This is a genomic window from Streptomyces sp. NPDC031479 (genome assembly GCF_055581065.1).
In genome coordinates this window covers 159,742-180,020 of the sequence record NZ_JBVIKC010000013.1, presented here as the reverse complement: position 1 = coordinate 180,020, position 20,279 = coordinate 159,742, and the positions used below count along the sequence as shown (strand labels likewise).

At 75.6% G+C, this 20,279-nt stretch carries 17 protein-coding genes; 5 read left to right on the top strand and 12 right to left on the bottom strand.

The annotated features are described in order from the left end of the window. Positions 1-69: 69 nt before the first annotated feature. Positions 70-429 (top strand): DUF6204 family protein, encoded by a 360-nt coding sequence (locus tag ACZ5D2_RS17470; RefSeq protein ID WP_371675112.1) that lies wholly within the window; start codon positions 70-72, stop codon positions 427-429. A 40-nt stretch (positions 430-469) separates the two neighbouring features. Here the strand turns inward: ACZ5D2_RS17470 and ACZ5D2_RS17465 are convergent, their stop codons facing one another. Beyond that, the gene (locus tag ACZ5D2_RS17465; protein WP_285538437.1) at positions 470-703 is read right to left on the bottom strand and encodes a DUF6296 family protein; all 234 of its coding nucleotides are present in this window, start codon (positions 701-703) and stop codon (positions 470-472) included. A 167-nt stretch (positions 704-870) separates the two neighbouring features. Between ACZ5D2_RS17465 and ACZ5D2_RS17460 the strand changes: the two genes are divergently transcribed. After that, entirely contained in the window at positions 871-1,515 is a 645-nt protein-coding gene (locus ACZ5D2_RS17460; RefSeq protein WP_371675111.1) for a MerR family transcriptional regulator, read from the top strand. Here ACZ5D2_RS17460 and cynR read toward each other — a convergent pair. After that, the gene (gene cynR / locus ACZ5D2_RS17455) at positions 1,500-2,447 is read right to left on the bottom strand and encodes a transcriptional regulator CynR (RefSeq protein ID WP_468930130.1); all 948 of its coding nucleotides are present in this window, start codon (positions 2,445-2,447) and stop codon (positions 1,500-1,502) included. The two genes, ACZ5D2_RS17460 and cynR, sit on opposite strands and share 16 nt — an antisense overlap. Positions 2,448-2,571: 124 nt before the next feature. On the opposite strand from cynR, the gene ACZ5D2_RS17450 reads away from it, so the two are divergent. Then, positions 2,572-3,177, top strand: coding sequence for a carbonic anhydrase (locus ACZ5D2_RS17450; RefSeq protein WP_371675109.1), 606 nt, complete (start codon positions 2,572-2,574; stop codon positions 3,175-3,177). Between the two features lie 72 nt (positions 3,178-3,249). Next, positions 3,250-3,720, top strand: a complete 471-nt coding sequence (gene cynS / locus ACZ5D2_RS17445; RefSeq protein ID WP_266846174.1) for a cyanase — start codon at positions 3,250-3,252, stop codon at positions 3,718-3,720. A gap of 24 nt (positions 3,721-3,744) precedes the next feature. Here cynS and ACZ5D2_RS17440 read toward each other — a convergent pair whose 3' ends face one another. Beyond that, positions 3,745-5,052, bottom strand: a complete 1,308-nt coding sequence (locus ACZ5D2_RS17440; RefSeq protein ID WP_371675108.1) for an amidohydrolase — start codon at positions 5,050-5,052, stop codon at positions 3,745-3,747. A 184-nt stretch (positions 5,053-5,236) separates the two neighbouring features. Between ACZ5D2_RS17440 and ACZ5D2_RS17435 the strand changes: the two genes are divergently transcribed. After that, positions 5,237-5,410, top strand: a complete 174-nt coding sequence (locus tag ACZ5D2_RS17435) for a thiazolylpeptide-type bacteriocin (protein ID WP_007268044.1) — start codon at positions 5,237-5,239, stop codon at positions 5,408-5,410. Between the two features lie 85 nt (positions 5,411-5,495). On the opposite strand, the gene ACZ5D2_RS17430 is transcribed toward ACZ5D2_RS17435, so the two are convergent. The 9 genes from ACZ5D2_RS17430 to ACZ5D2_RS17390 form a co-directional block, all read right to left on the bottom strand. Then, a complete protein-coding gene (locus tag ACZ5D2_RS17430) occupies positions 5,496-7,445 on the bottom strand; it encodes a TOMM precursor leader peptide-binding protein (RefSeq protein WP_468930126.1) in 1,950 nt (649 codons plus the stop codon). Continuing rightward, positions 7,442-8,197 (bottom strand): ABC transporter permease, encoded by a 756-nt coding sequence (locus tag ACZ5D2_RS17425; protein ID WP_371675106.1) that lies wholly within the window; start codon positions 8,195-8,197, stop codon positions 7,442-7,444. The genes ACZ5D2_RS17430 and ACZ5D2_RS17425 overlap by 4 nt, the downstream gene beginning before the upstream one ends. After that, positions 8,194-9,180, bottom strand: a complete 987-nt coding sequence (locus ACZ5D2_RS17420; RefSeq protein WP_371675105.1) for an ABC transporter ATP-binding protein — start codon at positions 9,178-9,180, stop codon at positions 8,194-8,196. The genes ACZ5D2_RS17425 and ACZ5D2_RS17420 overlap by 4 nt, the downstream gene beginning before the upstream one ends. An 88-nt stretch (positions 9,181-9,268) precedes the next feature. After that, positions 9,269-10,357, bottom strand: a complete 1,089-nt coding sequence (locus ACZ5D2_RS17415; RefSeq protein WP_468930175.1) for a peptidase M50 — start codon at positions 10,355-10,357, stop codon at positions 9,269-9,271. Positions 10,358-10,371: 14 nt separating this feature from the next. Next, positions 10,372-11,451 carry a lantibiotic dehydratase C-terminal domain-containing protein gene (locus ACZ5D2_RS17410; protein ID WP_468930121.1) on the bottom strand — a complete coding sequence of 360 codons (1,080 nt, stop codon included), beginning with the start codon at positions 11,449-11,451 and terminating at the stop codon, positions 10,372-10,374. Continuing rightward, positions 11,439-14,273: a lantibiotic dehydratase gene (locus tag ACZ5D2_RS17405; protein ID WP_468930117.1), complete on the bottom strand. Its 2,835-nt coding sequence runs from the start codon at positions 14,271-14,273 to the stop codon at positions 11,439-11,441. Before ACZ5D2_RS17405 ends, ACZ5D2_RS17410 begins: the two co-directional genes overlap by 13 nt. A 41-nt stretch (positions 14,274-14,314) precedes the next feature. Beyond that, positions 14,315-15,847 (bottom strand): SagB family peptide dehydrogenase, encoded by a 1,533-nt coding sequence (locus ACZ5D2_RS17400; RefSeq protein ID WP_468930114.1) that lies wholly within the window; start codon positions 15,845-15,847, stop codon positions 14,315-14,317. A gap of 49 nt (positions 15,848-15,896) precedes the next feature. Continuing rightward, positions 15,897-17,831: a TOMM precursor leader peptide-binding protein gene (locus tag ACZ5D2_RS17395; protein WP_468930111.1), complete on the bottom strand. Its 1,935-nt coding sequence runs from the start codon at positions 17,829-17,831 to the stop codon at positions 15,897-15,899. Continuing rightward, positions 17,821-20,016, bottom strand: a complete 2,196-nt coding sequence (locus tag ACZ5D2_RS17390) for a TOMM precursor leader peptide-binding protein (protein ID WP_371675100.1) — start codon at positions 20,014-20,016, stop codon at positions 17,821-17,823. Before ACZ5D2_RS17390 ends, ACZ5D2_RS17395 begins: the two co-directional genes overlap by 11 nt. Between the last annotated feature and the right edge of the window lie 263 nt (positions 20,017-20,279).

The following is a 20,279-nucleotide window of genomic DNA, read 5'->3' as shown; positions in this document are numbered from 1 at the left end:
TCCGGGCCAGCCCCGGCGACCGCCGAAAATGCGGTGCGCCGCGCGGGCGGCCCGGTCTACGGTGCCACGATGAGCACCCGCACCTTCCGCGTCACCGTCCGCGGCTTCTTCGACGGCCTCACCGCCGAACAGCACGCCGAGCTGACGGCCGCGGCCCCCGCGCACGACGTACTGCGCGCCTCGTTCACCACCGAGGGGAACCTCTCCTACGAGCTGGCCGCCCGGAACTCCTTCGCCTTCCGCTTCCTGGACTCCGGGGAGGCGGAGGAGGACATCCTCGAAGCCGCCGCCCGCGCCGAACTGGCCGCCGAGAGCTGGCTGACGGAGCGCGGCTACGGCTTCAAGCGGCTGCGCTGCACCGCCGAGGACCTCTCGCTGGCCAAGCAGAGCAAGCGCCAGCGCCAGGCGGCGGCCCGCGCGAACCCCTGAGCACCCGGTCCCGTCGCCCGCCCGGACCGGCGGACCGGGGTCACCCGTCCGGCAGCGGGCGGGCCGCCAGCGGGTGCGCGGGGACCTGGTGGCCGCCCGAGGGGAGCATGCGCACCTCGCCCCGGTCACTGATCTCCGCACGGACGATGCCGGAGGCGTCGGCGTACACCGGGTGGCCGCCCGGTCCCGCGGTGTCGGTGCGGTCCACGACCACGACGTCCTCGCCCGTCCCGTCGGTCGAGGGGAAGACCAGCTCGTACCGCCTGCCGCTCATGTACGCACTCCCGTCGCTACCCGACCCCCACACCCTCCCATCCTGGGCCGACCCGGCCCGGCCCGCCCGGCGAGCGCCCGCCCCCCCGCCGCCGGGTGCGGTCCGGGGAGCCCTTCCGGGCGCGCCCTGATGAGATAGTGGCGCTCTCCAAGGAAAGGCACACAGGGATGCGGCTGGCGGAGCTGAGCGAGCGCAGCGGTGTCTCCACCGCGACCATCAAGTACTACCTGCGCGAAGGCCTGTTGCCGCCCGGACGCCGGATCGGCGCGACGACGGCCGACTACGACGAAACGCACCTGCGCCGGCTGCGCCTGGTGCGCACGCTGATCCAGGTCGGCGGGGTGCCCGTGGCGACGGCCCGCGAGGTGCTCCGGCACGTCGACGACGACTCGCTGGGCCGGACGATCCGCACGGGAGCCGCCCTGTGGGCGCTGCCGCGCGTACCGGAGCCGGACGAGGAGGACGACGCCGTGGTGACGGCCCGCGCCGAGGTGGACCGGCTGCTGGAGGGGCTGGGCTGGTCGACCGCCCGGGAACTCGCCCCCCTCTCCCCGGACCACCGCTCCCTGGTGCTGGCGGTGGCCTCACTCATCCGCCTCGGCTACCGCTGGGACGCGCGGATGCTGGCGCCCTACGCCCGTCTGATGCACCAGGTCGCCGTCCACGACCTCGACAACATGGAGGACTACCCCTCGGAGGCGGAGAGGGTGGAGGCGGCGGTCGCCGCCGCCGTCCTCTTCGAGCCGGTGCTCAAGGCCATGCACCGGCTGGCGCAGGAGGAGGAGTCGGCCCGTCGCTACGGGCTCTCCTGACCCCGTACGGCGTCCGTTCCCCCCGGCGGGGCGTACCCCCGGGCGGCGGTCACCTCCCGGGCCAGCGCGGTGAAGGCCCGGGCCGCGGCGCTGCGGTACGCGCCATCGCGCCGCAGCAGGCTCACCGTGCGCGGCGGCAGCGGCGGGACCAGCCGGACCGGGGTCAGGCGCGGATGGTCGTCGGTGACGGCGTCGGGCAGGACGGTGGCCAGGCCGGTCCGCTGCACGAGTTCGGTCAGCGCCTGGACGGATCCGGCCTCCACCGCGACCCGCGGCCTGACGCCGTGCACCGCGAGGTAGGCGTCGATGTGCTCCCGGGTCGCGAAGTCCCCGCTCAGCAGCGCCAGCCGACGGTCCGCCAGGGCCGACACCGGCAGCGGATCCGGCTCCGGCGCCGTGGGGGCCGTACCGCTGCCGCCCACCACCAGGCCCAGGGTCTCGGTGAACAGCCCGGTCGCGGCGATCCCCGGCAGGTGAACGCCCCGGAAGGCGATGCCGAGGTCGGTGTCGTCGGCCAGCAGCGCGGCCTCGATGCGGTCCTGGGGCATCTCCCGCACCTCCACCGTGATGCCGGGGTGCGCCGTGTGGAAGGCGGCGAGCAGCGGGCCGAGGAGGTAGGCCGTGAAGGTGGGGGTGAGGGCCAGCCGCAGGTGGCCGCGGCTGAGGTCGGAGAGGTCGTGGACCGCCCGCTCGGCGGTCGCGAGGTCCCGCAGCGCCCGGCGGGCGTGCTCCGCGTAGACCGCTCCGGCGTCCGTGAGGCGCACCGCGCGTCCGCTGCGGTCCAGGAGCTGCACGCCCACCGTCCGCTCCAGCTGCTTGACCTGCTGGGACAGGGTGGGCTGGGAGATCCGCAGCTCCTCGGCGGCGCGCGTGAAGCTGCTGTGTTCGGCGACCGCGAGCAGGTAGCGCAGGTGGCGCAGTTCCAAAGCCATGGACTGACTATAGATGACATCGATGAGAGTCATCGAATTCCGCTCTTGGACACTATGACAGCAGGTCATGCATGGTGGATCTCGTCAGCCCCCCAGGGGGTGGATCCCAAGAACGGGAGTGACCATGCACGACCTCACCGAGGGCGTCGAGCGGTTCCGCCACGACGTCTTCCCCGCCAAGGCGGAGCTCTTCGCCGAGCTCGCCGCGACCCACCGCCCGCGGACCCTGTTCATCAGCTGCTCCGATGCCCGCGTGGTCCCCGAGCTGATCACCCAGAGTGAGCCCGGCGAGTTGTTCGTCGTCCGGACCGCGGGCAACCTCGTCCCCGCGCACACCCCGGGCCCGGACGGGGTGGCGGCCGGCGTCGAGTACGCCGTCGCCGTCCTCGGCGTCACCGACATCGTGGTCTGCGGCCACTCCGCCTGCGGCGCGATGACCGCGCTCGCCGAGCGCCACGACCTCGGCTCCCTCCCGGCGGTGGCCGGCTGGCTCCGCCACGCGGACGCCGCCCTCGCCCGCACCGCCCCGGCCGGCGGCGGCCCGTACCCCCTGGACGCGCTGGTACGGGAGAACGTACGGGCCCAGCTGGCGAACCTCGCCACCCACCCGCCGGTGGCCCGCGCCCTCGCCGCCCGGTCGCTGGTCCTGCGCGGCTGGGTCTACGACATCCCCTCCGGCGCCGTCGAGGAGATCGAGCGCACCGGCGGCACCGTCGCCCTCGCGGCCTGACCCCCGCCACCTCCGTCCCGGCGCCCTTCCCCGCCCCGAACCCCTTCCCCCCTCCGAAAGGACACCCTTCCCATGGTGCACGCCCAGTTCGCCCCCGCCGTCCGTGAGCGCCTCGCCGACGCGGCCGTCGAGGCCAAGGTCCGCAAGAACCTGACCTGGCGCCAGATCGCCGACGTCACCGGCCTGTCCGTGGCCTTCGTCACCGCCGCCGTCCTCGGCCAGCACCCGCTGCCGGAGCCCGCCGCCAAGGCCGTCGCCGAACTCCTCGGCCTCGACGAGGACGCCGCGATGTGGCTGCAGACCATCCCCACCCGGGGCTCGATCCCCGGCTCGGTCCCCACCGACCCGACGATCTACCGCTTCCACGAGATGCTCCAGGTCTACGGCACCACCCTCAAGGCCCTGGTCCACGAGGAGTTCGGCGACGGCATCATCAGCGCCATCAACTTCCGCCTCGACGTGCGGAAGGTCGCCGACCCCGACGGCGGCGAGCGCGCCGTCATCACGCTCGACGGCAAGTACCTCCCGACCCGGCCCTTCTGACCCCGGCCGCCGGGGCCGGCCCGCTCACCGGATCGGGTTCAGGCAGGCCAGCGCCGCCGCCGTGAGCGCGGCCACCCCTGCCGGCAGCGCCGTCCGCACGTCGGGCGCGAAGTCCGGCGCGTGATTGGCCGGGAGCGCGGCCAGCTTCGCGGCGGCGTCCTCCCCGGGCGCCGCCGCCCACGCGGCGGGGCCGACCACGCCCAGCATCCAGTAGGCGAGCCGTACCCCCTCCGCCCCGTGCACCGACCGCCCCGCGTCGCCGAACAGCCCGAAGTCCTCCGTGGCGAGCGACGGCGGCCACATCGCCACCCGCTCCGCCCCGAAGTGCGCCGCGTGCGCCTCCCGCACCGTCCCCGTCGTCGCCGGATCGGGGTGGGTGACGGGAGACTCGCGCTCGCGGACGATCTCCGGCTCGCGGGGGCAGCCGGAAGCCGCGCACTCCGCGCGGACGATCCGTTCCACGCCGGCCGCGGCCCGCGCGAGCGCCGCCCCGCCCGCGGCCCGCACCGTGATCAGCAGCTCGGCCCGCTCCGGCACCACGTTGGCGCGCTCGCCCGCCCGGAACGAGCCCACGGTGACGGCCACCTGCTCCGAGGGCGCCGCCTCCCGCGCCACCACCGTCTGCAGCCGGATCACCACGTGGGCCGCCGTCACCACCGGGTCCACCGTCAGGTGCGGGGCGCCCGCGTGCCCGCCCCGGCCGTGCACCACGACCCGGAAGGTGACGCTGCCCGCCGTCATCGGCCCGTACCCGTGCGCCACCATCCCGGCCGGGAGCGGCGCGGCGTGCTGCGCGAGGACCGTGTCCGGGCGGCCGACACGCTCGTACAGCCCGTCGGCGAGCATCGCCGCGGCCCCCTCCAGCGTCTCCTCCGCGGGCTGGCCCACCACCACCAGCGTGCCCCGCCAGGCCTCCGGGGCGGCGCCCGCCAGCACGGAGGCGGCCCCGGCGGCCGCGGCCAGGTGCAGGTCGTGCCCGCAGGCGTGCGCCACCGGCCCCTCGCTCGCGTACGGCAGCCCGGTGGTCTCCCGGACCGGCAGCGCGTCCAGCTCGGCGCGCAGCACCACGGTCGGGCCCTCGCCCCGTCGCAGCACCCCGGCCACGCCGTGCCCGCCGATCCCGCGGGTGGTCGCGTACCCGGCGGACTCCAGCCAGTCGGCGAAGCGGCCCGCCGTGCGTCGTTCCCCGCCCGACAGCTCCGGGTGCCGGTGCAGATCCAGGTACAGGGTGGTCAGCGGCCGCAGCAGCGGGGGGAGCGCCGCGAGCACGGCGGAGGCGGGGCCGGGGGCGGAAGGGGAGGCGGAGGCGGAGGCCGGGACGGTCGCGGTCATGGAGCCCATGATCGGCCACCGGATCCGGCCGGGTCTGTCAGGCCGCTGACACCTTCTGTCAGAGGAATGTCAGAAGGAGGACACGTGACATGACGGTGCGAGCGGTTCTCCTGGAGGGGCACCGCACGGAGACGGCCGTCCCGTGGTCGCGCACCCAGTGACCGCACCAACTGAAGGAGTCCCCATGGAGAAGTCGCCGCTCGCCTCGCTCGCCGACGAGATCCTGGAGCTGGAGTCGGAGACCTTCGAGATCTCGGACTACTCGGACGCCAGCGAGGTCGTGCTCGCCGGTTCCACCAGCTGCAGCTCCACCTCGACCTGTTCCTCCACCACCAGCACCACCTCCTGCAGCGCCTGACCCGAGCTCAGCAGGCCGTGCACACGGATGCCCCGGCCCCCTCTCCCGAGGGGGCCGGGGCATCCGGCGCGCGGGGCCGGCCCGCTCAGGGGAACGGGTGCGGCACCAGCCGGACCTCCGCCTCCGTCAGCGGCTCCCGGCGCAGCCCGGCGCGCACGGCCGCCGTCCGCATCCGCGGCATGTACGGGGCCCGCTGGCGCGACCAGCCGAAGTCGATCGGCAGCAGCCCCGGGACGATCGCGCACACCGTGCTCAGCCCCGCCCGGCGCTGCTCCGGAGTCGTCTGGTCCACGACGATCACATCGTGCCCGGCGGAGGTGAGTTCGCCCACGCACAGCATCAGGTCGTCGCGCAGATCGCCCGTCCGCGGGCGCCCCCGCTCCTCCCACTCCTCGTACAGCCCGTCCATCGGCCGCACGGCGAGCGGCTCCCGGTACGGGCGCACGTACGGGGACATCGCGGGCAGCCCGTACAGCTGGGCATGGTCCTTCAGGTGCTTGACCAGGGAGAAGTCCCGGGTCATCGCCTCCAGTTCGGCCTGCCGCTCCGCCACCTGGCCGGGCAGGTGCGGGATGTAGGTGAGCACCTCCGACAGGGCGGCCTCCACCGCCGCCGCCGGATCCAGCGCGGCCCCCGCGCCGAAGGAGTACAGCCCCGGCCCGCCGTCGCGCCGCACCGCCAGCCCCGTCACCACCGGCACCGCCAGGTCGATCCGGTTGTCGAAGGCGTGCACGTCGTACCCCTGCAGGGCGGCCCGGTCCACCATCGTCCGCACCGCCGGCCCCGGCACGGACGCCAGGTCGATCTCCGTCAGCCGCAGGCCGCCGTACCAGGCCAGCAGGAAGGCGTCCCGCTCGATCAGCTCCAGCAGCGCGCCGAGCAGGGCCTCCTCGGGAGAACCGCCGATGGCGCAGCCGTTGGAGCACTCGAAGACGAAGTTGTCGGCCGCGAGGCCCGCGCTGTAGTACGCCAGGCGGGCCGGGACCAGCACCGGGCGGTCGTCGCGCAGCGAATGCCCGTACACCCAGGGGATGGGCCGCCGCGGGTCGAAGGGCGAGACCAGCGGATCGTCCCGGTAGGTCGCCTCCGGGTAGAACCCGCAGAGCGCCGGGTCCAGGGCCCGCCCGCCCAGTTCCGCGTAGGGGGCGGTGAGCACCTCGGTGGCGCCGGTGCGCCGGTGCGTGCCCGCGTACCGCTCCAGGCCCTCCAGGAAGGCCAGGTCGCGGCTGGCGGAGAAGCTGTTGGCCTGCCCGCTCCAGGTGACGTCCGTCAGCCCGGCGTAGCCGCGCATGAAGACGCTGCCCGCGACGGGCGCGGTGGTCGGCGAGGTCACGTTGGTCCAGGTGCCCGCGCCCAGCACCCCCGTCACCGGGTTGGCCAGCGCCTCGTGCGGCACCGGGTACGAGGACGCCGCACGCAGCCGCTGCGCCCCCGGGTGGGGCTTGGGCCGCGAGCGCGGGGTGAACGGCCGCGGGGCGTCGGTGCCGCGCGGACCGCAGTCCGGGCAGAGCGGGTCGGCGGCCAGCGGGTACGTGCGCACCTGGAGGGTCTCCAGGTCCAGCCGGGAGACCTGGGGCAGGGCCCGGTCGGCCGGCGACGGGCCGGGCGCGCCCGCCTCCCCGCCCGCCACGGCCGCGTGCAGGGCGGCGACCGCGTCGAGCACGTACGGGGACAGCCGGGGCCAGTTCGCCGCCACGGTGGTGACCGGCCCGCCGCCGGTCTCCAGCGCGTCCCGTTCGCTGCGGCTGCGCAGCCGCTGCCAGCGCATCGCCAGGCACTGCCCGCAGGCGGGCGCGGTGCCGTCGCCGCCCCACGGGCCGACCAGTACGGCCCGGGCGCTGAGGTGGACCGTGGCGCCCGGCCGGACGGGGGCGAACGGGTCGGCGGCGCGCGGTCCGAGGGCGTCGTGCACCCCCAGGGTGACGACGGCGGGCCCGGTGCCCGCGGCGCCGAGGGCCCCCTCCAGCGCGCGCCGGGCCGTTTCCATCGGGGCGCCCGCCGGGACCCCCTCCCGTACGGCTCTCGTCGTGGTCATGACTGGTTGCTCCAGCGGAAGGTCTTGAGCCCGATCCCGCCGAACAGCAGGGCGAACCCGCACAGCGCCGCGCACCCGATCCCGATGGTGGCGAGGGAGCCCGAACCGGTCAGCGCGCCCGTGGCCGCGTCGTTGAGGTAGCGCAGGGGCAGCACCCGGGAGACCGACCGCAGCCAGCCCGGCATCATGTCGAGCGGCAGGAAGGACCCGGACAGGAACGCCATCGGCACCATCAGGCAGTTGGCGATCGCGGCGACGGCCTCGGGAGTGTTGGCGAAGTTCCCGACGATCACGCCGATCGCCATGAAGGCGGTGATTCCGGCCACCAGCGCCGGCAGCACCAGCGGCCAGCGGCCGTCCAGGACCAGCCCGAAGCCGGGCAGCATGGCCACGGCTATGAACACCGCCGCCTGCACGACGCCCACGACCACGGCCAGGACGTAGCGGGAGGCCAGCACGGTGGTCAGCGGCGTGGGGGTGAGCCGGATCAGCCGCAGCAGGTCGTCGCGCCGCCACTGCATCAGGGTGAAGGCGATACCGAAGACGGCGGCGTTGGCGACGCCCCAGGACATCACCCCCGGTGCGATGTACGAGATGTAGGGGCGTCCGCTCTCCTCCACGTCCTGGCCGCTGAAGATCAGGCCGAAGACGACGAGGAAGAGGAGGGGGAAGGCGAAGGTGAAGAAGAGGGTGGCCTTGTCCCGGACCTGGGCTCGGTAGCCCGACGAGGTCAGTGCCGTGTACGCGCTCATGCCGGGGACTCCGTGGTGTGTGCGGGGGTGCGGCCGGTGTCCGGCCCGTGGTGGTGGCCGGTGAGTTCCAGGTAGACGTCCTCCAGGGTCGCCGTCCGGGTCATCACCCCGTCGAGTCCGGTGAGGGCGTCGACAGCCTGCAGGACCCGGCCGGGGGCAGAGGTCTCCAGCACCAGGGAGCCGCCCTGCTCGCTCACCCGGTCCACCCCCTCCAGGGCGGCGGCCTGCGCGACGCCGATCCGCCCGGCCGGCACCAGCAGCCGGGCCGGGGCCCCGGCGGAGGCGACCAGCCGGTGCGGGGAGTCGAGGGCGGCGATCCGGCCCGCGACGAGGATGGCCACCCGGTCGCACAGGGCCTCGGCCTCGTCCAGGTGGTGGGTGGTGTAGACGATGGTGCGGCCCTCGCCCTTGAGGGCGCGCAGCACCTCCCACAGGTCACGGCGGGCCTGCGGGTCCAGCGCGGCCGTCGGTTCGTCCAGGAAGATCAGTTCGGGGTCGTGGACCAGCGCCGAGGCGATGGCGAGCCGCTGGCGCTGCCCGCCCGAGAGGTTCTCGACGAGGACGTCGCGCTGCTCGGTCAGGGCGACCGTCTCCAGCGTGCGGTCCGCGGCGGCCGCGTCCTTGCGGTACAGCCCGGCGACGGTCGCCAGGTGCTCGCGCGCCGTCTGCCGCACGAAGAAGGCCGACGCCTGCGTCTGGACGCCGATCCGCGGCAGCAGCGCGGTGTTGCGGGGCCAGGGGCGTTCGCCCAGGACCTCCACCGTGCCGGAGTCCGCCTGGCGCAGGCCCTCGACGATCTCGATGAGGGTGGTCTTGCCCGCGCCGTTGGGGCCGAGCAGGCCGAAGAACTCGCCGCGGCGCACGTCGAGGGAGATGCCGTCCACGGCCTGGCGGTCGCCGTAGCGCTTGCGGACCTCCTGGACGGAGACGGCGACGGGGCCCGTGACGGGTGCCTCGGGCGGTGGGGTGCGGTCAGTTGTCATGGGCGGTGCGGTTCCCTCGGTATCGGTAGCGACATCGGTATCGGTGGCGGCATCGGAGACGGAGCGGGTGGAAGGTAGGGGTTCGGGTTCAGGTACGGACGGTGAGGACCACGGCGGCCGCCGCGGCCCCGGCCAGGAGCAGGACCAGCACGGCCGAGCCGATCCCGTAGCCGAGGTAGAGCCGCCGGGCCCGGCGCGGGTACGCGTCCGCGGCGGCGCGGTCGCGCATCCGCAGCCGCAGGTAGGCCGAGCTGGCGGGCGCCAGCCGGGTCACGCGCAGGGCGTGCCCGAGCAGCGCGTAGCCGTCGAGCGGCGGCAGCGGGACGAGGTTGACCAGGGCCTGGGCGCTGCCGAGCAGCAGCAGCGCGCCCAGCACCCGCCCGGTGGCGTCGTCGGTGGGCAGTGCGGCCCACCAGCCGAAGAAGGGCAGCAGGAACAACAGGTTGGCGAAGGCGCCCGCCCCGGCGACCGCCAGCTGCTGGCGACGACGCCGCAGGTAGCGGTAGTTGTCGACGGTGCAGTACATGATCGCGACCGGCAGCCGCCAGCGCAGCCCGATCTCCCCGACCGTACCGCCGACGTGCCGGGCGGCGATGCCGTGCGCGAACTCGTGCAGGGCGGTGCTCAACCACAGCAGCGTGGCCACCGCCAGCAGCGGCACCGGGCGCGACAGCAACCACCACAGGTCCTCCAGGAGTTCCCCGGCCGCGAGAGCCAGCACCCCTTCCATGCCCAGGCATACGAGGATCAGCGCCCCCACCGCCACCGGCCGCAGGACCGGCCGCAGGAACCGGTGCAGCCGCGCCGTCGTCGCGTCGGCGTCCGCGACCAGCCGCAGGGTCCCGCGCAGCAGGGTCCCGGTGCGCTGCGGTCCCGGTCCGGCCGCGGGCTCCGGGAGCGGACCGTCCGCCAGCAGCCGCCGGCTCCCCAGCAGCCCGAGCAGCTGCTGCCAGTTCCGCTCGCCCAGGCGGCGCCCGAAGGCCCGGCCGTAGGCCTCGCCGATCTCCGCGAGGCTGCGCGAGCCGTCCAGCCGCGAGACCAGGAAGTACTCCTTCGGCCCGATCTCGAAGGAGGACCCGGACACCGGATCCTTCACCAGGTGCACCACGGCCGGGCCGTTCAGCAGCGGCGGCGACAGCAGGATCCCCGGCCGCAGCGCCGGCCGGTGCTCCAGCATCCCCGAGGGCGTGCTCACGGCCCGACCACCTCCGCCCCGGCCGGGTCCGGCGAGGCGCCCCCGGGCACGCCCTCCCGCAGCACCCGGCCCAGCAGGTGCGCGAGATAGGCCTCGTCCCGGATGGTCACGTGCAGCCGGTTGTTCGTCATGTGCATGTAGGGGGAGAGCAGCAGCGGCAGCGCCACCGCCGGATCCGTCACCCGCTCGTCGCGGGTCCCGTCCCACGAGCGGAACACCAGCTCCCCGCCGACGGCGAGCGCCTCGGCCCGCCGCCGCAGCTCCCGGCAGTGCTCGGCCCAGCCGGCGAGGAAGGCGGGCAGCCGGCCGGTCTCCCCGGAGCCGAGCGCCGCCAGCACCCCCGCGAAGCGGCGCGCGAGCCCGGGGGCGGTCTGCTCGTAGGTGCGGTCGTACTCGGAGGAGCCGATGAACCCGGTGCCCGGGAAGGCCCGGTGCCAGAACTCGTAGTAACGGTCGAGGTAGCCGCCGAGCTCCTCCCGGTCGGGCAGGAACACCCCCGCCATCACCATCATCAGCTGCGCCGACGTGCCCAGCAGCACCGTCCGCAGGTGCAGGTTCATCGAGCCCAGGGCCTCCATGACCAGATCGCTGGAGCGGGCGAAGTGCCACTCGGCGAGCTCGACCCCGGCCGGACCGCCGTACTTGCCGAACTCCGGTTCGTACGGCTCCCAGGAGAAGGAGTTGTTGGGGCGCAGGTTCATCCGGCCGTCGGCGCCCATGAAGGCGGCCCGGTCCCCCTCGGGGAACTCGATGTCGAAGAGCGTGTTGTAGAACTCGTTGAGGAATCCGGAGTCCACCTCGTACAGCGCCGGCCGGGCCTTCAGGAAGGCGGCCACCGCCTCCTCGGTGCGCCGCCGCACCTCGGGCTCCGCCTCGGGGGCCACCGGGCACAGCCGCAGCCGCACGTGCGGCCCTTCCAGCCAGTAGTTGATGAAGAAGTGGCCCGCCAGCAGGCCGTCCTCTGCGAGCGAGGCGATCAGCGCGCGCACGCACCGCACCAGCAGGGGCTGCGGGTTGGCGGCGTAGAAGATGTGCATGGCCTGCCACGCGCCACGCGTCGGGGTCAGCTCTGACATCTGGCAACGCCTTCCGGATCAGGGGAGTTCGAGGACAACGGGGAGCCCGGGCCCGACGGGGTGGCCGTGGCGCCCGGGGCGGTCGTGGTGAAGGTCTCGACGGCGAGTTCGGCGACGTGCGCCCCGCGCTCCGAGAAGGTGTGCAGCGCGCCGGGGTCCGGCAGCATCTCGCGGAAGACCACCCGGTGGCCGCCCTCCCGCAGCAGCGGCTCGAAGGCCGCCAGCGACAGCAGGCTCGCGAAGTCCACGTACTGCGGTTTCGCCCCCAGCGCCGACGGACCCGCCGACACCGTCGCGAACACCCGCTCCGGCAGCCCGTGGGCCCGTCGCCAGCGCTGCCACTCCAGGAAGTGCGCGGCCTCCCGCGCCCCGTGGACGGGCAGTCGCCCCGCCGTGGTGGTCCAGCTGCGCCGGCTCAGCACCACGTCCCCGTGCACCACCCGCGGACGCGCGCTCACCCCGCCGTGCGCCGCGGCGTCCGGCACCCCCGCCCACACGTCCAGCGGGGACATCGAGGACGGTGAGAGCAGCAGCAGGGTCCGCGGTACGGCGGGCAGCGCGAGCGGCACCAGGTACCCGAGGTACACCGGGATCACCTCCACGCCCAGGCGGCGCGACCGCAGCACCACCCGGCCCGTCCCGGGCACGTGCTGCGCGTACAGGTCGTCCAGGCGCAGCAGCCGTTCCTCCGGCAGGGTGCCGCTCTCGCCCGGACAGACGATCTCGTGGTCGGTGAGCCGTCCGTGCAGGTTCAGGTTGGTGGTCACCGGCCCGCCGGTGACCTCGGCGAACACCGCGCCCGGCGGGGTGACCGCGGCGGCCGTGGCGCGCAACTGCCCGTCGAGGGACGGCCGGCCGTCCCGGTCCCCGTAGACGTGGGTGAAACGGCTGAAGGGGAAGGACAGCCCGCCGTAGGAGCGGTTCAGCACGGTCAGCTCCGCGCCCGTGGCCGGGTCGCGGGCCAGCTGCACGTGGTGGCAGCGCGGCGCGAAACCGGGTACCACCGGCTCCAGTTCCCCCGCCACGGCCTCGACGTCGTCCTCGGTCAGGCGCAGTTCGGCGCCGCCGCCCCGCTCCTCGTACGCCGCCCAGTGCTCCCGCATCCGGCCGGTGAAGGCGCGCCGGGCCGCGTCCAGGGCCCGGATGCCGGGCAGCCCGAGCCAGTTCTCCTCCGGCACGTACTCGCCGCGCGCGTCGAAGGGGGTGCGCCGCGCGGTGAAGGACAGGTACTGGTCGAAGAAGTCCTCGTGGAAGTCGTGCACCAGGCCCAGGAGGTCCTCGCAGCGCCCGCCCCGCCCGTAGCGGGCGGTGAAGAAGCCCTCGAAGGTGATCCGCTGGGCGAGGGTCAGGTCGAAGGCCGGCAGGATCCGCTCCACCGACCGCAGCGCGCCCCCGCCGGAACCCTCCCGTGCCCACGCCGGCGCCGGCGCCGGCAGCTCACGGCCCGCGCTCACGTCCTCGTAGACCAGGGTCTGCGGCAGCGGCGCGTCCGCGGGCGCGCCCAGCTCCTCCTGCGCCCGGCGCAGCCCGGTGCGCAGGGCGCGCAGCAGTTCCGCGCGCTCCGCCCGGTCCGCGTGCGGATAGCGCTCCAGCACCCGGGCCGGCTCCTCCAGCAGTCCGGCGAGTGCCTCCGCCCAGGGCCGCTCCAGCGCGCGCAGCGCACCCTGGAAGGACCGTACGGGATCCCCGCTGTGCACCTGGGTGTCCAGGCACGGCACGCGCACCATGCCCAGCTCCAGCAGGGCCGCGATGTACGCCTCGCACTCCGCCGCCGGCGCCCCGTGCTCCGCCGCCAGCCAGTCGGCCAGCTCCCGGTGGCGCAGCTCCGGCTGCCCGACGGCCTCCTCCCGCTCCGCGAACAGGGCGAGCAGCCGGTCGAGGGTGCCGCTGCGGCGCAGGAAGAACAGCCGGTCCTTGACCGCGTCGAAGGTGACGGCGGCCGAGTCGTCGCCGGCCGTGACCGAGCGGCGCACGTAGCGGATCCGGTCCTCCTCGCGCCCCCAGCCCGGCGCCGGGCGCAGCGGCAGGTCCCGGCGGCGCACCGGATCGGCCAGGACCAGCTCCGCGAGCCGGGCCAGGACCACCACGTTCAGCCGGACGTGGCTGCTCCAGTGGTCTTCCACCCGGATCCCCTCCGGCCCGCCCTCCGCCGTGAACCGGCCGGTCGCCACCCCGGTGAAGGTGCTGAAGGGGCTGGTCTTGCAGGCAGTGCGGAAGAGGTACGAGAGCACCGAGCGCTCGGCCTTGCGGGCCCGGCCCCGCGGCACCGCGCCGTCCGCGGTGGCCTCCGCGTACGCGTCGAGCTGCCCTTCCAGGACCGGCGAGGCCAGCAGCAGCCCGTGCCGCAGCCGCTCGTCCGCCAGCAGTTCGCGCAGCGCCGCCCGGCCCCGGCCCAGATCGGCGGCCAGCAGGGCCTCGCCCTCGGCCAGCAGCTTCGCCAGTTCGCCCGCGCGCAGCAGCCAGCCGCCGAGCCGCTCCACCGCGTCGCCGGCCCCCGGTCCGCCGAAGTCGGCGAGCGTGCGCAGCGCGCCCTCGGGGTCGGCGGGCGGCCGCCCGTTGTGGATCTGCCGCCGCAGCCGCAGCAACGCGCGGCGCCCCGCCGCGTCCGGTCCGCCCGGATCCGGGTCGGTCGCGCCGACCGCCCGGTGCAGCACCTCGCTCAGCCACTGGGCGTCCGCCCGCAGCGCGTCCTCGGCCGTGAGCACGTCGGCCGCCCAGCGGCGGGTGTCCGCGCAGCGCAGCGCGTCGGCCGCGGTCAGGGGCAGGCCGGCCACGCGCAGCATGAAGCGGTCGCCCGCTCGCCATTGGGTGGTGGTGTTCATCCTGATCGTTCCGCTTCTCTCGGTGGGCACTTCGCGTCCGGTCAGGCGATCTCGTGGCGGAAGTCGGCGGGGCGCGGCCGCTCGTGACCGAGCAGCATGATCAGCAGCGGCGCCTCGTCGGTGTCCTCCAGCCCCAGCCGCTCGGCGTACGAGACGTTGTCGAAGCCGAGCGCCACGCCCGCGCCGAGCCCGTGGGCGGCGGCGCAGGCGTAGAAGGTCTGCGCGACGGCACCGACGGCCGCGCCGACGAGGCGGTAGCCGCGGTCGCCGACCGCGTCGAGGACCGCGGTGGTCCGCACGGTCGGCACGAGCACGGCCGCCGCCTGCTCCAGGTTGTAGTTGGACAGGAAGTAGTTGGCCTGGAGGAAGGGGCCGGGCGGCCCGGCCACCACCAGGCGCAGGGCGTGGGCCGCCGGATCGTAGGCGTAGCTGCCGGGGGCGATGCCCTCGACGTGGTTGACGAAGGCGTACAGGGAGGTGAGCGGCGGCCCCTCGGGCCGTTCCGCGTCGCTGCCCACCCGGGTGGCCGCGCAGTCGGCCAGCGCGGCCGCCAGCTGCCCCGCCGTCACCGGCCGGCTCGCGTCGAACCGGCCGAAGCTGCTGCGCCGCGCCCGCAGCGCCGCTGCCGGCTCCAGCGGGGCGGCGTCCGGCACGGGCAGCGGCACGCCCTGACCGCCCCGGGGCGGGTACGCGGCGGCCGCGTCCAGCGCGCCCGGAGCCGGCCGGCCGCCCGCCCGGCCCAGCGTGGCGCCGTGGATCCGGCGCAGCGTCTCGAAGCCGAGCACGGTCCGGGAGCGCTCGCTGTCACGGAGGCGGACGGCGGGTGCCGCTGCGGGTACCCGGGGCCCGTCGCCCTCCCACTCCAGCGGGAGCACGGCGAAGATCCCCTCCTCCTCGGGGACCACGCCGAGCAGCCGGGCCAGCCGCTCCTCGTCGAACCACAGCGCGGGCGCGATCCGCAGCCCGTACGCCCGCGCCCACAGCCGCCAGGTCTGCAGCAGCGCGCCCACGTCCATGCTCACCGCGTGGAAGGAGAAGCTGTTGTACTTGAAGGCGTTCTGCCAGTACTTGACGCCGAGCACCAGGTACTGGGTGCAGCCGTCCGGGCCCGCCCCGAGCGCCGCGCGGACCTCACCGGTGACGTCGCCGGTCAGCAGCCGGCGCAGCCCGTGCTGGTGCGGGGCGTAGTGGTACACCCCCGGCGTGAGGGGGCCGCCCGCCCCGGCGGCCCAGTACACGCCGACGGGGTAGAGCCCGCCGCCGGAGGCGGTGCCCCGGGACCAGTTGGCCTGCGTGTAGTGGGGGAGCGCCGCCAGGTCGGTGTTGGCCTGCACCCCCAGGCGCCGGCCGGTCAGCCCGTACGAGTCCTGGAGCATCCCGGAGAGCAGCGGCAGGGTGAACCCCGGCGCGGGCCGCGGCCCGTCCGCCGGATCCGGCAGCGGCAGGGTCTCCGCCTCCGGGTAGAACTTGGCCTTGCGGGGGCGGTCGGCCCAGTCGGGCACGAAGTCCACGGGCTCCATGGGGATCCGGCCCCGGTACATGATGGCGCTGGCGTAGTCATGGGCGTAGCCCACGGGTCCTCCTCGGTCGATCGGAGCGTGCCGGAGCGTGCCGGCGGCCGGGTCAGGGGAAGGGGTGCGGGGCCGGGTTGAGGTCGGAGTCCTCCAGGTCCCGCTCGCGCAGCCCGGCCTCGCGCAGGGCGGTCCGCAGCCGCGGCATGCCCAGGGCCCGCTGCCGCGACCAGCCGAAGTCGATCGGCAGCAGCCCGGGTACGAGCACGCTCACGGTGTGCAGTCCCAGCGCCCGCTGCTCGGGCATCGTCTGGTCGACCACCACCACGTCGAACCCCCGGGCGGCGACGGCGTCGACGCACCGCGCCAGGTCCTCGCGGACGTCGTCCGACACCCCGTCGGGGCCCAGCAGCGCCGACACCGGACGCGGCGGCCCGGGGTACGGGGTGCGCAGCAGGAAGTCGGCGTGCCGGCCCATCTGCGGCACCCCGTACACCAGCGGGTGGTCGTGCAGGGCGGTGACCAGGTCGAAGTCGGCCGCCATCGCGCGCAGCCGGTCTGAGTCCCGCTCGGTGCGGCCGGGCAGGTTCACCGCGTCCGTGGCGATCTCGCACAGCGCCGAGTCCAGCGCGGACTCCGGGTCCAGCCCGGCCCCCGCCCCGAAGCACATCCGGCCCGTGCCCCCGTCGAAGCGCTCCGCGACGGCGGTCACCACCGGGATCGGGAAGCTGATCCGCGTGTCGAAGAACCGCGCCCGGTACCCGTACAGGGCCAGCCGGTCGACCATCGCCCGGGTGGAGGCCCGGGAGCTGGTCGCCGGATCGATCTCCGGCAGCGGCTGGCGCCCGTACCAGGCGAGCAGGAAGGCGTCCCGCTCCACGACCTCCATCAGCCCGAAGTAGCAGGCCTCGGCCAGGCTCCCGCCGGAGGCGCAGCCGTTCGAGCTCTCCTGGACGAACCGGTTCTCCAGGCCGGGCGCGTGGTAGTACGTCAGGACCTCGGGCACCAGGCGCGGCTCCCGGTCGCGCAGGGACCAGCCCCATACCCAGGGGATCTCCCGGTCCGGGTCGAAGGGCCGCACCCGGGGGTTGTCCCGGTGGAACCGCTCCCCGTACAGGCCGACTTCCCGCGGATCCACGGCCTCGGAGCCGAACGACCGGAGCGAGCCGGTGACGCTGGTCGTACGGGAGCGGGCGCGCATCCCCGCGTACCGCTCCAGCCCCTCCAGCACCCCGACGCGCGCGCTGCGGTCGAAGGTGTCGGTGTGCCCGCCCCAGAAGGTCTCGCGCAGGTACTCGCCCGAACGCATCGAGAAGCAGCCGATGGTGGCCGAGGTGGACGTCGAGGAGACGTCCTGCACCAGGGAGGGCCCCAGCGCCCCGCACAGCGGATTGGCGAAGGCCGCCACCTCGATGGCGTACTCCTCCACGGGACGGGTACGGAAGGCGCCCGGCCGGTACTTGGGCGCCGGCGCCAGGCCCGGCGGTGCGGGCCCGTCCGCGGTGGGCGTGGCGCACACCGGGCACTCGGGATCGGGCACCAGCGGGTAGCGCCGGACCGCGCCCGTGCGCAGGTCGAGCGACCGCACCTCGGGGAACGGGCCCGCCCCCGGACCGTTCCCGGCGACCGCCGCCACCAGCGCGGCGACGGCGTCGGCGGCGAAGGGGTGCGCGTACGGCCACCCGCCCACCGCCCGCGTACCGCTACCCAGCTCCAGCGCGTCCCGCAGCGCGACGGACCGGACGGCCTGCCAGCGCCGCTCCAGGCACCGCGCGCACCCCGGACCCGCCACGGTCACGGGTCCGACGACGGCCTGGTGCCCGTACAGGCTCACCGGAACCCCGGCCCCGCCCGGCACCGCCGCGTCCGGGGCCGGCGCGTGGAAGGCGTCGCGCAGGCCGAGGGCCGTCAGGGTCACCGCGGGAGCGTCCAGGTCCGTCAGGGCGCGGTCCAGCAGGGCCGCGAACCGTCCGGCGGCCTCCGGGCCGAGCCCCTCGGACACCGAGGCGGCGGCCGTCACCCGGCGGGCGGGGGCGTCACGCGTCATCGCCGGGCTCCCGCTCCGCCGTGAGCAGCACCCGCACGGTGTGGACACCGGCGCCCGCCAGCTCCGGCGCCCCGGTCGCCACCACGTACGCGTCCCGTCCGCCGGCGCCCAGCCGCTCCAGCACCGCGTCCCAGGTGGTCTCCGGGCCCGCCGCCGGCACGGGGGCCGCACCGGAGACCGTCAGCGCCCGCGGGTCCAGGTCCCGCAGCAGCGGATCGCCCGTGTCGGCCGGGCCTCCGGCCGCCGGATCGGCGGCGTACTGGACCGCGCCCAGCAGCTCCCGCAGGGCCGCGACCGCCGCCGACCGCCGGTCCAGCCCCTCGCCCAGCGCCCAGTGTTCCCCGGACCGGGCCAGCAGCACCTCGACCCCGCTGCGGGCGCCCTCGCCGAGGTCCAGCACCTCCGGCTCCAGCCCGAGCCGCTCCGCCGACCGCACGAGGAAGACGAGTTCGGCGTCCTCCCCCTCCCGCGGTTCCGGCAGCGCCACCGGGGCCGCCGCGGCGCCGCGCACGGCCCGCAGCAGCGCGCTGTGCCCGAGCGCCGACAGCAGACCGGCGGCGGCCGAGTCGGCGGGGGAGGGGCCGGCCCCCGCCCCGGCACGGGTGCGCTCGAAGAGGCGGTCGGCGTTGTGCGGGCCGAACGGCCGCACCGCGCCCGCCGGGACCAGCGCCGGTTCCTTCGTCAGCAGGGACACCGCCCGCTGGTACGCGGACACCTCGCCCGGTATCCCGGAGGCCGTCGTCAGCCGGGCCGCCGTCACCGCGTCGCCCCAGCCGCCCGCGGTCAGCCCGCGCGCCGGCACCACGTGCTCCGCGTACACCAGCGCCGCGGCGTCCAGCGCCCGCATCCGCGCCCCGGCCACGTGGTGGATGTCGAAGGCGGCCACCGCGCGCGGCCCGGCGTGCCCGATGCCCAGCTCGACCACGCCCAGCTTGAGCGGGATCTGCGTCAGCTCCTCGTCCGCGTACCGGGTGAACACCCCCGCGTACGGCCGCACCGCCGCGGAACGCCGGTTCAGCTCCTCGACGAGCTCCTCCGCCTCCCGGGCCGTCTCCAGCGTGGGCAGCGCGGGCGTGCCCGAGCGGCCCGCGGCGGCGAGGTCCACGGACACCGGGGAAGGTTCCTCCTGCGCGCAGAACGGGCAGCGCGGGTGCGGGAACAGCGGCTCGGCCGTCACGTCCAGCGAGGCCATGTCCTGGACGAGCAGCCGCCCGGCGGTCTCGGCCGGCAGGGTCCCCGAGGTCGCGCGGAACACCTCGTACCCCAGCAGGTTGCCGATCATCGCGGCCAGCGGCCGGCCCGGCACCGGCCCCGCGGCCGGGGGGCTGCCCGGCAGCGCCAGCGCGCTCCACAGCTCGGCCGCGCCCGCGCCCCCGCGCGCCGCGCCCAGCCGCAGCGCGGCACAGGACCAGCAGCCGACGGTGCCGTGCGTCATCAGGGGGCCCACGACGGCGTCGCCGCCGTACGTCCAGGCGGGCAGCAGCGAGCGGCCCTCGGGTATCCCGGCGCGCAGCAGCGGGAGCAGCCGGGCCGGGGCGTCGGTCCCGCCGGTCACCACCACGAAGTCGTAGCCGGCCAGTTCCTCCCACCCCGACGGGAGGGCGGCCAGCGTGCGGACCTCCACCGGACAGCCGTCCGCGACCGCCTCCGCGGCCTCGGCCTCCACCTCGGCCACCGCCGGCCCCGGCGGCAGAGCCACGGCCGCGCAGCCGTTGCGCACCAGGGAGACCGCGCACCAGCGGGCGACGGGGTCCTCGCCGAGGACGGCCACCCGGGTGCCGCGGAAGCGCAGGAAGCGGGCCTCGGCGTCGTCGGCGTAGTGGTCGGCGTAGGCGATCTGCGGCGCGTACCGCCGTGCGACGTCGGGCTCGGGGACCGCGGCCGGGGAAGTGGACTCCGGCTCGGCCACGGGACGGGCGAAGTCCCTGTCGTACAGGGTTCTGACGAGTTCGCCGACCATCGCGCGCTGGGGTGCGCCCAGCCCCTGACAGAGCTCGGCCACGGAGTGCTCGCCGGTCAGGTGAGGGACGATCAGCGTCGCGAAGCGGTAGGCCGCGCGGGCGGTGAGGCGGAACCCGCCGTCGGAGTTGTGGAACAGCACGCCGTCCGGCGTCTCGGTGAAGAGCACGTCCCGGCGGATCCGGGGCCGGGTGGCGGCGACGTCGTCGAAGCTGGCTTGGGACATGGAACACCTCTGCTTGCGGTCTGGTGGGGTCGGAGACGTGAGGTGGGAAATGCCGGGGCGGGAGGGGCGGGAGGGGAGGGAGGGGCGGCGGGCTGTGGGGGGTGCGCGGCCGGCGCCCACCGCAGGGGTCGGGCGGGGCCGGGAGGAGCGGGTCGCGGGCGGGTGGGGGTGCGCGACGGCGCGCGTGCGGGCCGGGCGGTGCGTGCGGGACGAACGGTGTGGGCGTGACGGAGCTGGGCTGCCGGGCGAATGGGGCTGCCGGG